This is a genomic window from Streptomyces sp. NPDC058052 (genome assembly GCF_042885515.1).
In the GTDB taxonomy this organism is placed as follows: Bacteria; Actinomycetota; Actinomycetes; order Streptomycetales; family Streptomycetaceae; genus Streptomyces.
Map to the genome: position 1 here is coordinate 166,069 of NZ_JBHVRX010000011.1, position 10,936 is coordinate 177,004.

General features: G+C 74.5%; 12 protein-coding genes and 8 tRNA genes. 11 read left to right on the forward strand and 9 right to left on the reverse strand.

Annotated elements, in window-relative coordinates; all coding sequences use genetic code 11:
* Positions 1-25: 25 nt before the first annotated feature.
* Positions 26-754, forward strand: a complete 729-nt coding sequence (locus ACFVU3_RS17975; RefSeq protein ID WP_390067162.1) for a 3'-5' exonuclease — start codon at positions 26-28, stop codon at positions 752-754.
* 57 nt (positions 755-811) lie between these two features.
* On the opposite strand, the gene ACFVU3_RS17980 is transcribed toward ACFVU3_RS17975, so the two are convergent.
* Together ACFVU3_RS17980 and ACFVU3_RS17985 are read right to left on the reverse strand one after the other, a co-directional pair.
* Positions 812-883: transfer RNA gene (locus tag ACFVU3_RS17980), tRNA-Val, on the reverse strand.
* A gap of 45 nt (positions 884-928) precedes the next feature.
* The gene (locus ACFVU3_RS17985; RefSeq protein WP_390067163.1) at positions 929-1,375 is read right to left on the reverse strand and encodes an SRPBCC family protein; all 447 of its coding nucleotides are present in this window, start codon (positions 1,373-1,375) and stop codon (positions 929-931) included.
* Between the two features lie 80 nt (positions 1,376-1,455).
* Between ACFVU3_RS17985 and ACFVU3_RS17990 the strand changes: the two genes are divergently transcribed.
* Positions 1,456-3,882, forward strand: a complete 2,427-nt coding sequence (locus tag ACFVU3_RS17990; RefSeq protein WP_390067164.1) for an SCO7613 C-terminal domain-containing membrane protein — start codon at positions 1,456-1,458, stop codon at positions 3,880-3,882.
* 63 nt (positions 3,883-3,945) lie between these two features.
* Here ACFVU3_RS17990 and ACFVU3_RS17995 read toward each other — a convergent pair.
* Positions 3,946-4,020 (reverse strand) — tRNA-Val (locus ACFVU3_RS17995).
* A 54-nt stretch (positions 4,021-4,074) separates the two neighbouring features.
* Positions 4,075-4,497 carry a TIGR02611 family protein gene (locus tag ACFVU3_RS18000; RefSeq protein WP_390067166.1) on the reverse strand — a complete coding sequence of 141 codons (423 nt, stop codon included), beginning with the start codon at positions 4,495-4,497 and terminating at the stop codon, positions 4,075-4,077.
* A 189-nt stretch (positions 4,498-4,686) separates the two neighbouring features.
* Here ACFVU3_RS18000 and ACFVU3_RS18005 point away from each other — a divergent pair, with 189 nt between their 5' ends.
* Together ACFVU3_RS18005 and ACFVU3_RS18010 are read left to right on the forward strand one after the other, a co-directional pair.
* Positions 4,687-5,100 carry an SsgA family sporulation/cell division regulator gene (locus ACFVU3_RS18005; RefSeq protein WP_030493555.1) on the forward strand — a complete coding sequence of 138 codons (414 nt, stop codon included), beginning with the start codon at positions 4,687-4,689 and terminating at the stop codon, positions 5,098-5,100.
* Positions 5,101-5,291: 191 nt separating this feature from the next.
* The gene (locus ACFVU3_RS18010) at positions 5,292-5,849 is read left to right on the forward strand and encodes a CGNR zinc finger domain-containing protein (protein WP_390067168.1); all 558 of its coding nucleotides are present in this window, start codon (positions 5,292-5,294) and stop codon (positions 5,847-5,849) included.
* Between the two features lie 31 nt (positions 5,850-5,880).
* Here the strand turns inward: ACFVU3_RS18010 and ACFVU3_RS18015 are convergent, their stop codons facing one another.
* Together ACFVU3_RS18015 and ACFVU3_RS18020 are read right to left on the reverse strand one after the other, a co-directional pair.
* Complete coding sequence (locus ACFVU3_RS18015) at positions 5,881-6,063, reverse strand: hypothetical protein (protein ID WP_390067169.1); 183 nt, start codon at positions 6,061-6,063, stop codon at positions 5,881-5,883.
* 132 nt (positions 6,064-6,195) lie between these two features.
* Positions 6,196-6,627 carry a hypothetical protein gene (locus tag ACFVU3_RS18020; protein WP_390067171.1) on the reverse strand — a complete coding sequence of 144 codons (432 nt, stop codon included), beginning with the start codon at positions 6,625-6,627 and terminating at the stop codon, positions 6,196-6,198.
* A 192-nt stretch (positions 6,628-6,819) separates the two neighbouring features.
* Here ACFVU3_RS18020 and ACFVU3_RS18025 point away from each other — a divergent pair, with 192 nt between their 5' ends.
* Positions 6,820-7,335, forward strand: coding sequence for a DsbA family protein (locus ACFVU3_RS18025; RefSeq protein ID WP_390067173.1), 516 nt, complete (start codon positions 6,820-6,822; stop codon positions 7,333-7,335).
* A gap of 22 nt (positions 7,336-7,357) precedes the next feature.
* On the opposite strand, the gene ACFVU3_RS18030 is transcribed toward ACFVU3_RS18025, so the two are convergent.
* The 3 genes from ACFVU3_RS18030 to ACFVU3_RS18040 are packed head-to-tail and all read right to left on the reverse strand — an operon-like array spanning position 7,358 to position 10,134.
* Positions 7,358-8,197 carry a GNAT family N-acetyltransferase gene (locus tag ACFVU3_RS18030; protein ID WP_390067175.1) on the reverse strand — a complete coding sequence of 280 codons (840 nt, stop codon included), beginning with the start codon at positions 8,195-8,197 and terminating at the stop codon, positions 7,358-7,360.
* A gap of 42 nt (positions 8,198-8,239) precedes the next feature.
* Positions 8,240-9,070 (reverse strand): aminotransferase class IV, encoded by an 831-nt coding sequence (locus tag ACFVU3_RS18035; protein ID WP_390067177.1) that lies wholly within the window; start codon positions 9,068-9,070, stop codon positions 8,240-8,242.
* The gene (locus ACFVU3_RS18040) at positions 9,067-10,134 is read right to left on the reverse strand and encodes a chorismate-binding protein (RefSeq protein WP_390067178.1); all 1,068 of its coding nucleotides are present in this window, start codon (positions 10,132-10,134) and stop codon (positions 9,067-9,069) included. Before ACFVU3_RS18040 ends, ACFVU3_RS18035 begins: the two co-directional genes overlap by 4 nt.
* A 233-nt stretch (positions 10,135-10,367) precedes the next feature.
* On the opposite strand from ACFVU3_RS18040, the gene ACFVU3_RS18045 reads away from it, so the two are divergent.
* The 6 genes from ACFVU3_RS18045 (at position 10,368) to ACFVU3_RS18070 (ending at position 10,936) form a co-directional block, all read left to right on the forward strand.
* Positions 10,368-10,440: transfer RNA gene (locus ACFVU3_RS18045), tRNA-Gly, on the forward strand.
* A gap of 39 nt (positions 10,441-10,479) precedes the next feature.
* Positions 10,480-10,553 (forward strand) — tRNA-Cys (locus ACFVU3_RS18050).
* Between the two features lies 1 nt (position 10,554).
* Positions 10,555-10,626 (forward strand) — tRNA-Val (locus ACFVU3_RS18055).
* Between the two features lie 34 nt (positions 10,627-10,660).
* A tRNA-Val gene (locus ACFVU3_RS18060) sits at positions 10,661-10,735 on the forward strand.
* Positions 10,736-10,763: 28 nt separating this feature from the next.
* Positions 10,764-10,838 (forward strand) — tRNA-Val (locus ACFVU3_RS18065).
* 28 nt (positions 10,839-10,866) lie between these two features.
* A tRNA-Val gene (locus tag ACFVU3_RS18070) sits at positions 10,867-10,936 on the forward strand.

A 10,936-nucleotide genomic window follows, 5' to 3' on the forward strand; every position in this document is an offset into this window, starting at 1 on the left:
CCGCGCGGGTGCGAGGAGTTCGGGTATGACGACGAACTGGTACGAAGGGCCCCTGGCCTCTTTCGACACGGAGACCACCGGAGTGGACGTCGAGCAGGACCGGATCGTGTCCGCCGCGCTCGTCGTCCAGGACGCGGCCGGGGCGCGGCCCCGGGTGACCCGGTGGCTGGTCAATCCGGGTGTTCCGGTGCCGGAAGGCGCCACGGCGGTGCACGGACTGACGGACGATCACCTCCAGCGCAACGGCCGGTGGCCGTCGCCCGTGATGGAGGAGCTGGGGCGTGCCCTGGCGGAGCAGAACGCGGCCGGCCGGCCGCTGGTGGTGATGAACGCGCCGTTCGACCTCACCATCCTGGACCGCGAGTTGAGGCGCCACCGGGCGTCGTCGCTGGGCCGGTACCTGGAGCACACCTCGCTGTGCGTGCTGGATCCGCGGGTCCTGGACAAGCATCTGGACCGGTACCGCAAGGGCCGCCGGACGCTGACGGACCTGTGCGCGCACTACGAGGTGGAGCTGGCGGGGGCGCACGACGCGGCGGCGGACGCCACGGCCGCGATGGAGGTCGTGCGGGCGGTCGGCCGGCGGTTCGCGTCCCGGCTGGAGCGGCTGTCGCCGGCGGAGCTGCACACCCTCCAGGCGGTGTGGCACGCGGCGCAGGCGCGGGGCCTCCAGGCGTGGTTCACCCGGCAGGGGACGCCGGAGCTGGTGGATCCCGCGTGGCCGCTCCGTCCGGAGCTGCGGAAGGCCGCGTGAGACCGGCCGGAAACGGCTGAGGCCGGTCCGTCGCGATGACGGACCGGCCTCTCCCGGTGGGCGATACTGGGATCGAACCAGTGACCCCTTCGGTGTGAACGAAGTGCTCTCCCGCTGAGCTAATCGCCCGGGAACGGGTTGAACCATACAGGGCTTCCGGGCCGGGTTCCAAATTCATCGGGAGCGCAGGAGCGCGGCCAGCCCGCGCCGTCCGCCGCGCATCATCAGGGCGTGGTTGGCGCGGAAGAAGGGGCGGCCGGGGACGGCGAGGAGGCGCAGCAGCCGGGCGCGGACCTCGACCTCCTGCTCGTACAGGGCGTGGGTGCCGGCGCCGTCGGCGGTGAGGGTCCAGCGGGCCCAGCCCTCCAGGTCTCCGTCGAGCCGGACCTCCAGGACACGGGCCACCGGGTCCTGGCGCAGGGCGCGGGCGGTGACGTGGAGGTCGTAGGGCAGGAGCGAGCGGAAGCGGGCGGCGCCGGTGGTGCCGTCGCGCGGGACGACGGCGCGGACCTGGGGCCACCAGCGGGGGTACTCCTCGGCGCGGGCGAGGACGGCGTAGACGCGGGAGGGCGGGGCGGCGAGCCGCCAGACGCTGCGGAAGCGGTACCGGCACCAGTCCATGGGTCCAGTGTGGGTACTCGGGCGGGATCTGAGTAGCAGCGCGCATTCCCGCGGTGCGGGCCCGGCGCGACACTCCGGTCATGGACATGAACCTGCCCCCTGTCGAGGAGCTGCGGCTCGTCGATCACGAGCTGGCCCGACTCGACGCGCGCCGCGCCGAGTTGCTGGCCCGGCGGGCCTGGCTGCTGGGGGTGCTGTACTCCCCCGCCGGCCGGCCGGCCGCGCCGCCGCGGGCCGGTGCGGTACGGGCGGAGACCTCGCCGCGCGGGGCGCAGAACGTGCTGCTGACGCTGGGCGGGACGCTGCTGGTGATCGCGGCGCTCGCGTTCACGCTGGTGAGCTGGGGCTCGATGGGGATCGCGGGGCGGTCGGCGGTGCTGCTGGTGGTGACGTCGGCGGCGCTGGCCGCGCCGGCGGTGCTGCTGCGCCGGGGGCTGGGGTCGACGGCGGAGGCGGTGGGCGCGCTGGGGCTCGTCCTGACGGTCCTGGACGCGTACGCCCTGCACCGGGTGGCGCTGCCGGGGACGGACGGGACCGGGTACGCGGCGGCGGCCTCGGCGGTCCTGGCGGGTCTGTGGGCGGCGTACGGCGGGCTGCTGCGGGGGCTGCGGCTGCCGTTCCCGGCGGCGGTGGCCGCGGCGCAGCTGCCGCTGCCGCTGGGCGTGGTGGCGGCCGGGGGCGGCCCGGCGGCCGTGGCGTGGGCGGCGGTGCTGACGGCGGCGGCGGACCTGCCGGCGCTGGCGCGGCCGGCGGGGCGCGCGGTGCGGATCACGGCGGGTGCGTCGGCGGTCGTCCTGACGGCCTGGGCGCTGCTGACGGGCGGCTGGTTCTCGGTGGCGAGCCCGTGGACCGGCGCGCCGCTGCTGGCCGGCTGCGCCGCGCTCTGCCTGGGCGCGGCGGTGGCGGTGCGGGCGGCCCGTCCGGCGGCGCCCGCGCTGGGGGCGGTGGCCGGTCTGGCGGTGGTGGCGGCGGTGGGCGGGCCGCTGCGGGCCGCGCTGCCGGCGGACTGGACGGTGCCGGTGTACGCGGTCTGCGGAGTGGCCCTGGCGGCGCTGTGGCGTCCGGTCCCGGGCGTACGGGTCCCGGCCGGGGTCCGGGCCGGGTTCGGGCTCGCCGGGGGCGGGGTGGCGGCGCTCGGTGTGGTGTGGGCGCTGCCGCCGGTGCTGGGCGGTCTGCTGGGGCCGGCGGACCGGAGCGCGGGCGTCTGGTCCGGGGCGCACGCGGAGCCGGTGCCGGGCGGCTTTCCGGCGACGGCGGCGCTGACGCTGCTGCTCGGCGCGGGCGCCGCGGCGGCGACCGGGCGGCTGTGGGGCCGGTGGGGTGCGGTGGTGCTGGGCTGGGCGCTGCTCATGGCGCTGCCGGTCGTCCTGGAGCTGCCGTACGGGGCGGGGCTCGCGGTCCGGCTGGTGGCGACGGGCGCGGCGCTGGCGCTCGCGGTGCGGCCGGGGGCGCCGGCGCGCGGCCTGCCGGAGCCCGCGCCCGTGGCGGAGCGTCCGGTGGGCGCCGTGGGCGCGCCCTGGACCGTCGGTGCTCCGGCGGCGCCGGTGGAGCCGGGTGCGCTGTTCGCCTGGACGGGGCTGGCGGCCGGGACGGCGTCGGCGGTCTCCGCCCTGCTCCTCGCGCTGGACGCGCGGGCGGCGACCTTCGCGGTGCTGGGGGTGCTGCTCGGGCTGTTCGCGGCGGTGGCCGCGGCGGCCGCCGGCGCGGTCCGCGGGGCGGCGGCCGGAGCGGCGGTGCTCGCGGCGGCGGGTCTGGTGGGTGCCGGGGCCGCGGCGGCGGGGCTCGCCCCGGCCGCGGCCGGGCTCCTGCTGCTGCTCGTCCCGGCGGGCACGGCGGCCCTGGCGGCGCGGTTCCGGTCGGCGGCGGTCGAGGTGACCGGGGTGGCGGTGGGCGCGGTGGGCGTGGCCCTGACGGTGCCGCGTCCCGCGGTGCTCGCCCTGGCGCTGGCGGCGGCCGGTCTGGTTGCGGCGGCGACGGCGCTGCGGCCGGAGCGGAGGCGGGCGGGCTCGTGGGCGGCGGGGGCGCTGCTCCTGGCCGCGGCGTGGGTGCGGCTGGCGGTCTGGGGGGTGACGGTCCCGGAGGCGTACACGCTGCCGGTGACGGTGCCGGCGCTGGTGGTGGGCCTCCTGCGGCGGCGCCGGGATCCGGCGGCCTCGTCCTGGGCGGCGTACGGCCCGGGGCTGGCGGCGACGCTGCTGCCGAGCCTGGCGGCGGTCTGGTCGGACCCGTCCTGGGCGCGTCCGCTGCTCCTGGGGACGGGGGCGCTGGCCGTGACGCTGCTGGGGGCGCGGTTCCGGCTGCGGGCGCCGCTGCTGCTGGGCGGGGCGGTGCTCGCCCTGGTGGGGCTGCACGAGCTGGCGCCGTACGTGGTGCAGCTGGCCGGCGCGCTGCCGCGCTGGCTGCCGCCGGCGGCCGCGGGTCTGCTGCTGCTGGCGGTGGGGGCGACGTACGAGCGCCGGCTGCGGGAGGCGCGGCGGCTTCGGGAGCGGCTGGCCCGGATGCGGTGAGCCGTGGCCGGGAACGCGCCGAGGGCCCGGAGACGGTGATCGTCTCCGGGCCCTCGTGCCGGGTGGTGGGCGATACTGGGTTCGAACCAGTGACCCCTTCGGTGTGAACGAAGTGCTCTCCCACTGAGCTAATCGCCCGGGCGCACCGCAAACATTACCGCATGTCAGCGGGGCTCCCGAACCACCTCCGGGTCATTCGTCGATCTTCCAGGGCATGACGATGCCGAACTTCCACAGGTACCAGCCGAGCAGCGCGGCGATGATCACCAGGCCGATGACGGTCAGGGTGATGTTGCGGCGCCGGACCTTGGGGTCGAGGGCGCGCTGGGCGGCCTCGGTGACCTTGCGCTTGGTCCAGCGCAGCACGATCTGCGCCCAGACGAACTCGGTCGCCCAGATCGCCATGCCGGCGAAGATGACGAGCCAGCCCGGCCCGGGGAAGACGAGCATGAGGATGCCCGCCCCGATCACGGCGAGTCCGACGATGAAGACGCCGACCTGCCAGCTCAGGTGCAGCCCTCGGCGGGACTTGATGAACTCCGGTGCGCGGGATCCCAGTTCGGCCTGCTCGTCGCCGCGGGACTCAGGGGCGCGCTCGTCACTCTCCGCATTCATGGGGCCAATTTACCCGACACACCAGCCCCACCGGTATGGCGGTATTACCCAAAGTTACATACCGCCATACGAGCTACCTGAACGATCACAAAACCGACAGAGGGGTTTACAACGGCACCGGAGGTGGCATGTCGATTTCGCCGACGTGCGAATCCCCGAGCGCACACTGAGCGAAAGGCCCTGGCGCTTATGAACACCGTGGTGAGCTGCGAGCTGCACCTGCGCCTCGTTGTGTCGAGCGAGTCCTCACTGCCTGTACCCGCGGGCCTGCGGTATGACACGGCGGATCCTTACGCCGTGCACGCCACCTTCCACACCGGAGCCGAGGAGACGGTCGAGTGGGTCTTCGCCCGCGACCTTCTCGCCGAGGGGCTGCACCGGCCCACCGGCACCGGCGACGTCCGGGTCTGGCCGTCCCGTAGCCATGGCCAGGGCGTCGTCTGCATCGCGTTGAGCTCGCCCGAGGGCGAGGCCCTGCTCGAGGCCCCGGCGAGGGCCCTGGAATCGTTCCTCAAGCGGACCGACGCCGCGGTGCCACCGGGCACCGAGCACCGGCACTTCGACCTCGATACCGAGCTCTCCCACATCCTGGCCGACAGCTGAGCCAGGCCATGGGCCGTACGGCGCCGTCTTAACTCGGGGAGACGGCGCCGCGCGGGCAGCCAGCAGAGCACGACTCCGGCGTCCTCACCGCGCAGCCGGCGCGGTGACGGGCGCCGTCGTGCTTTTCCGGGGCGCGCTAGAGTCGTCGCCAATCCGCGGGCACCCGTCCGCGGCCGGCCAGGGAGCGAATCGTGCTCATCCCCCACGACACCCGGATCGCCCTCGACACCGTCGTCGATCTGATGAACACCGCCGGGCAGGGCGACCGCGAGGACACGCTCACGGACCTCGCCTCGCTGGGCGTCTTCGTGCGCGAGCACCGGATCAGCGGCGTGGGTGACCTGGACGCGGAGGACCTGCGGGCCGTCCGCGAGGTGCGCGAGCGCTTCACCGCGGTCTTCTCCGCCCCCGACGCCAGGATCGCCGCCCCGCTGATCAACCAGCTGGTGGCCGCCGCGGGCACCACCCCGCAGCTCACCGACCACGACGGCTACGACTGGCACGTGCACTACTTCGCGCCGGGCGCCTCGGTCGCCGACCACCTGGCCGCCGACTGCGGGATGGCGCTCGCCTTCATCGTGGTCGCGGGCGAGCGCGAGCGGCTGCGGCGGTGCGAGGCGCCGGACTGCGGCCGGGCCTTCGTCGACCTCTCGCGCAACCGGTCCCGCCGGTACTGCGACAGCCGTACCTGCGGCAACCGGCTCCACGTCGCCGCCTACCGGGCGCGCCGCAAGGAGGCCGCCGGCTGAGGCCGCGCCGCGCGGCCGGCGAGAGGACGCCTCACAGGACGTAGAGGTCGTGCAGGGCCGCCATCAGCAGCAGGGCCCCGATCACCGTCAGGAAGATCATCAGCGGCGGCTGCGACAGCGCGAAGAGACAGCCCCTCGGTTCGTCGACGGGAGGGTCGGCGGCGGGAAGGGACTCGGCGGAGGCGGGGACGGGTTCCCGCGAGGTATCCAGCATCTCGGGGGGATGATCGCGCACCCCGCGGGCGCGAAAGGCCGGAAACCGCCGTACCGCGGGGCGGTTCATCCCTTCCCGTGGATCTCCGGACCACCGCCCGGTCGCAGCCCGGCAGGCAACGGCCAGAAGCGGTCAGATTCCGTGCTTCTTCAGAATCGCCTCGATGTCGCTGAAGTCCTCGGCGCCGCCGCCGCGGGCCGCCGGACCCGGCGCGGGCCGGGTGAGGGCCTCCCGGGGACGGTCCGGGGTGGAGGCACCGGGCGCGACCGCCGCGGGCTCCGCTCCCCCGGCCGCCGCCTTCCGGCCACCCCGGCGCCGCTCGACGCCCCGCGTGGTCAGCAGGAGCAGCCAGGCCGCGCCGAGCACGCCGAAGCCGACCCAGGCGACCGGGCTGAAGACGGTGTCGAAGGCCCACTCGACGGCGCCGGTCATCACCAGACCGAGCGGGACCAGGGACCAGGCGGCGATCCGCGTCGCGGACAGGAACTTCTTCCGGTACGCCGTGATCGCGGCGATCCCCAGGCCCGCCGCGGACACCGCGGCGCAGATGGTCTCGGCGAGCATGCGATCCTCCAGGTCCCGGGTGATACGTCCCTTCCATCCTGCACCGCATGGGCCGTCGGGGGCCACGCCCCGCGACCCGTCTCAGGGAGATCTCCGGGTCTTCCCGGAGAGGATCTCCTCCTCAGGTCCCGGTCGGGCTCGGCCGAGGTGCCGATGCGGGACCCGGGCCGCCCGGCTGGAAGACTGCCGGTCATGACTGACTCCACCACCGCACCCTCCTCCCCGGTCGTCCTGGAGGCATGGTTCGACCTCCAGTGCCCGGACTGCTTCCAGGCCCTCGACGACCTCCACGCCCTGCGCGAGAAGTACGGCGACCGGCTCGACGTGCAGCTGCGCCACTTCCCGCTGACCAAGAACAAGCACGCGTACGCCGCCGCCCAGGCCGCCGAGGAGGCGGCCGAGCAGGGGCGGGGATGGGCCTACGCGGAGGCGCTGCTGGCCCGGACCGCCGACCTCGCCGACCGGGGCGAGCCGGTGCTCCTGGAGGTGGCGGCCGGACTCGGCCTGGACGCCGAGGAGTTCGACACCGCGCTGATCGACGGCCGGCACCTGCTGATCGTCGACGCCGACCAGGCCGAGGGCCAGGCCCTCAAGGTGACCGGCACCCCGACCTACGTCATCGGCGGGGAGCGCCTCGACGGCGGCAAGAGCCAGGAGGGCCTGCGCGCGCGGATCGAGGAGATCGCCGACCGCCTGCTCGCCGGATGACCTCCCGACCCCGCGGGGCGCCTCAGAGCAGCGGCTTGGCGCTGTTGACGTAGGTCGTGCGGTAGCCGAGCGACTCGTACAGGCGGATCGCCGGGGTGTTGCCCGCGAAGACGTGCAGTCCCAGCAGGGTCTCCCCGGCCTCCCGCGTCACCCGCTCGGCGAGGAGCATCAGGGCCCGGCCGTAGCCCTTGCCGCGCTGTTCCGCGCCGACCTCGATGTCGTAGACGTATCCGGCGCCGACGCCGGGCTCCAGCTCCCGCACCCCGGTCCAGACGTGGCCCGCGACCCGTCCGCCGAGGACGACCACCTGGATCGCGGTGCCCGGGGTCGCGAGCCCCCGCGGCAGCAGCTCGCGGTGGCTCGCCTCGGCCTTGGCGCGGGCCTGCTCCTCGGGGACGCCCCGGTCGGTCCAGCTGCGCGCGAAGGCGTCCCGGGCCCGCGCCTCCCACCCGGCGAACTCCTCGTCCGTCATCGGGCGCGAGGCGATCCCGGCCGGCGGCGCGGGCGGCTCGCCCGCCAGCTCCTTCACCATGTTCCGGCTGCGCTCGGTGTAGCCGAGGGCGCTGGCCAGGGCGAGGGCGGCTCCTGCGTCGGCGGGCACCGATATCTGCACCTCCGAGCAGCCCCAGCCGCGCAGCACCTCCTCGGCGGCGAGCGCCGCCACGGTGCCCCGGCCCCGGCCCCGGTCCGGTTCGTCCACCCGGAGCCGTTCGATCAGCCCCGACGCGGCCCCGAAATGGGGGTCGGTGGCGACGTGGACGGAGCCGACCCGGCGGCTGTTCACGCAGATGTCGTAGGTGCGCGAACGGCCGCCCTCGGCGGAGTGCTGGAGCGGCTCGGTCGGCCGCAGGGTGGTGGTCATCAGGGGTGTTCTACCCATCCGGGAGACCCCCGTCATCCGGATTTATCCGAGCTTCGGGTCCCGGTCGGCGGCGGCCCGCTCGTCGAAGATCCGCATGGCCTTGGCGGTGACCGGGCCGGGGGCGGCGGCGAGTTCGCGTCCGTCCACGCGGTGGACGGCCTGGACGTCCCGGAGGGTGGAGGTGAGGAAGATCTCCTCCGCGCTCTCCAGCACGTCGAGCGGCAGGTCGGACTCGACGGCGCCGGTCCACTCGGCGGCGAGGGCGCGGGTGATGCCCGCGAGGCAGCCGGAGGAGACCGGCGGGGTGTGGATCCGGCCGTCGAGCACGACGAAGACGTTGGAGCCGGTGCCCTCGCAGAGCCGGCCGGCGGTGTTGCCGAAGAGGGCCTCGGTGGCGCCCCGCTCCTTCGCCCGGGCGAGGGCGACCACGTTCTCGGCGTACGAGGTGGTCTTCAGCCCCGTGAGGGCGCCGCGCTCGTTGCGGGTCCAGGGGACGGTGACCACGGCGGTGGTGTCGGGGCGGCGCGAGGTCGCGCCGACCGCGACGACCAGGCTCGGGCCGGCGTCGCCGCGCTCCGAGCCGAGCGGGGAGAGGCCGCCGGTGTAGGTGATGCGGAGCCGGCCCAGCTCCGTCGGGTTGGCCTCCAGGACGGCGGCGCAGGCCCGGCGGACCTCGTCGAGGTCCGGGTCGGGCAGGCCGAGGCCGCGGGCGGAGCGGGTGAGCCGCTCCAGGTGAAGGGTGAGGGCAAACGTTTCGCCGCGCTCGGCCTTGACCGTCTCGAAGATGCCGTCGCCGACGGTCAGCCCGTGGTCCAGGACGGAGACCCGGGCGGTCTCCTCGTCGTACAGCCCGCCGTTGACCCACAGTTTCATCGAGAGATGGCCTTTCCGCTCGCCTCAGAGGCGCCCGACTCGTAGGCGCCCGACGCTATCGCGACCAGCCGGGCGGCCTTCAGCTCGGTCTCCTCCCACTCCCGCTCGGGGTCGGAGCCCCAGGTGATCCCGGCGCCGGTGCCGAAGCGGAGGAGGCCGTGCGGACGGTCGATCCAGAAGGTGCGGATGCCGACGGCCAGCTCGCCCCGGCCGCTGTCGGCGTCCACCCACCCGACGCCGCCGCAGTACGGCCCGCGGGGCGCGGTCTCCAGCGCCTCGATGATCCGCAGCGCGCTGGACTTGGGCGCGCCGGTGACGGAGCCGGGCGGGAAGGTCGCGGCGAGCAGCTCGGACCAGCCCGCGCCCTCGCGCAGCACCCCCCCGACGGTGGAGACCAGGTGGACGAGGCCGGGGTGCTCCTCGATCTCGCAGAGGGCGGGGACGGTGACGGAGCCGGTCGCGCAGACGCGGCCGAGGTCGTTGCGGACCAGGTCCACGATCATCACGTTCTCGGCGTGGTCCTTGGGCAGGAGGTCGGCGGCGGTGCGACCGGTGCCCTTGATCGGGCCGGAGGAGACCCGGCCGCCCTCGCGCCGCAGGTACAGCTCGGGCGAGGCGGTGGCGATCTCCACGCCGTGCGCGGGCAGCCGGATCGTTCCGGCGTACGGGGCGGGGTTGCCGGCCGCGAGCAGCGCGGTGAGGGCGTCCACGTCGGCGGAGGCCGGATCGGGCAGCGGCGCGCTCATCACCCGGCAGAGGTTCGCCTGGTACACCTCCCCGCGCGCGATGTGCTCGCGTATCTTCCGCACGCCCGCGGTGTACGCGGCGCGGTCGAGCGACGACGTCCAGTCGCCGGGGCGCGGCCCGGACCACGCGCCGGGGACGGCGGCGGGCACCGGCGCCGTGCGGACGTCTCCGAAGCGGGCGCAGGTCAGCCGGCCCTCGAAGTCGGCGCAGACGGCCCAGAAGCCGGCGGAATCCAGTGCTTCGGGGTCGTGGGTGACGTCCCGGAGGTCGGTCGCGACGAGGCCGCCGAAGCGGGCCAGGGGAGCAAGGTCGTACACGGATCGAGTCTAGGTCGGCCGGCGCGGGAGCACGGAGCGCGCGTGCGGGGGAGGCTCCGCGCGACCCCGGGGACACGGCGGGTGAACGCCGTTCGAACCCTCCGTGGGGCCCCGTCGGGCACCGCGAAGGGCGCGCAGGTCAGCACGCTGCGGAAACGCGTTTTTGTGCTGGCCCGGGAATCCGCTAGAGTTCAACACGTCGCCGGGACGCGCAAGCGGGCCGGAAACGACAAGCGGACGTGGCTCAGTTGGTAGAGCATCACCTTGCCAAGGTGAGGGTCGCGAGTTCGAATCTCGTCGTCCGCTCGATGTGGGGGATCTTCCCGAACCCCCGTATTCACTCCTGGTGGAGTGGCCGAGAGGCGAGGCAACGGCCTGCAAAGCCGTCTACACGGGTTCAAATCCCGTCTCCACCTCCAAGGACGATTAGCTCAGCGGGAGAGCGCTTCCCTGACACGGAAGAGGTCACTGGTTCAATCCCAGTATCGTCCACTGGACCCTCGGGTCCTGGATCCCCGGATCCCCCGCGCGATTAGCTCAGCGGGAGAGCGCTTCCCTGACACGGAAGAGGTCACTGGTTCAATCCCAGTATCGCGCACCACATCTCCTGCACCCTCTGGGTGCGTCCCGCGCGATTAGCTCAGCGGGAGAGCGCTTCCCTGACACGGAAGAGGTCACTGGTTCAATCCCAGTATCGCGCACCACTCCTCCTGCACCCTCTGGGTGCGTCCCGCGCGATTAGCTCAGCGGGAGAGCGCTTCCCTGACACGGAAGAGGTCACTGGTTCAATCCCAGTATCGCG

Coding starts and splice junctions, on each gene's coding strand:
- ACFVU3_RS17990 (WP_390067164.1), top strand. CDS start 1,456: ATGGACATGAACCTGCCCCCTGTCGAGGAGCTGCGGCTCGTCGATCAC.
- ACFVU3_RS18035 (WP_390067177.1), bottom strand. CDS start 9,070: ATGAAACTGTGGGTCAACGGCGGGCTGTACGACGAGGAGACCGCCCGG.
- ACFVU3_RS18005 (WP_030493555.1), top strand. CDS start 4,687: ATGAACACCGTGGTGAGCTGCGAGCTGCACCTGCGCCTCGTTGTGTCG.
- ACFVU3_RS18015 (WP_390067169.1), bottom strand. CDS start 6,063: ATGCTGGATACCTCGCGGGAACCCGTCCCCGCCTCCGCCGAGTCCCTT.
- ACFVU3_RS17985 (WP_390067163.1), bottom strand. CDS start 1,375: ATGGACTGGTGCCGGTACCGCTTCCGCAGCGTCTGGCGGCTCGCCGCC.
- ACFVU3_RS18000 (WP_390067166.1), bottom strand. CDS start 4,497: ATGAATGCGGAGAGTGACGAGCGCGCCCCTGAGTCCCGCGGCGACGAG.
- ACFVU3_RS18030 (WP_390067175.1), bottom strand. CDS start 8,197: ATGACCACCACCCTGCGGCCGACCGAGCCGCTCCAGCACTCCGCCGAG.
- ACFVU3_RS18025 (WP_390067173.1), top strand. CDS start 6,820: ATGACTGACTCCACCACCGCACCCTCCTCCCCGGTCGTCCTGGAGGCA.
- ACFVU3_RS18020 (WP_390067171.1), bottom strand. CDS start 6,627: ATGCTCGCCGAGACCATCTGCGCCGCGGTGTCCGCGGCGGGCCTGGGG.
- ACFVU3_RS17975 (WP_390067162.1), top strand. CDS start 26: ATGACGACGAACTGGTACGAAGGGCCCCTGGCCTCTTTCGACACGGAG.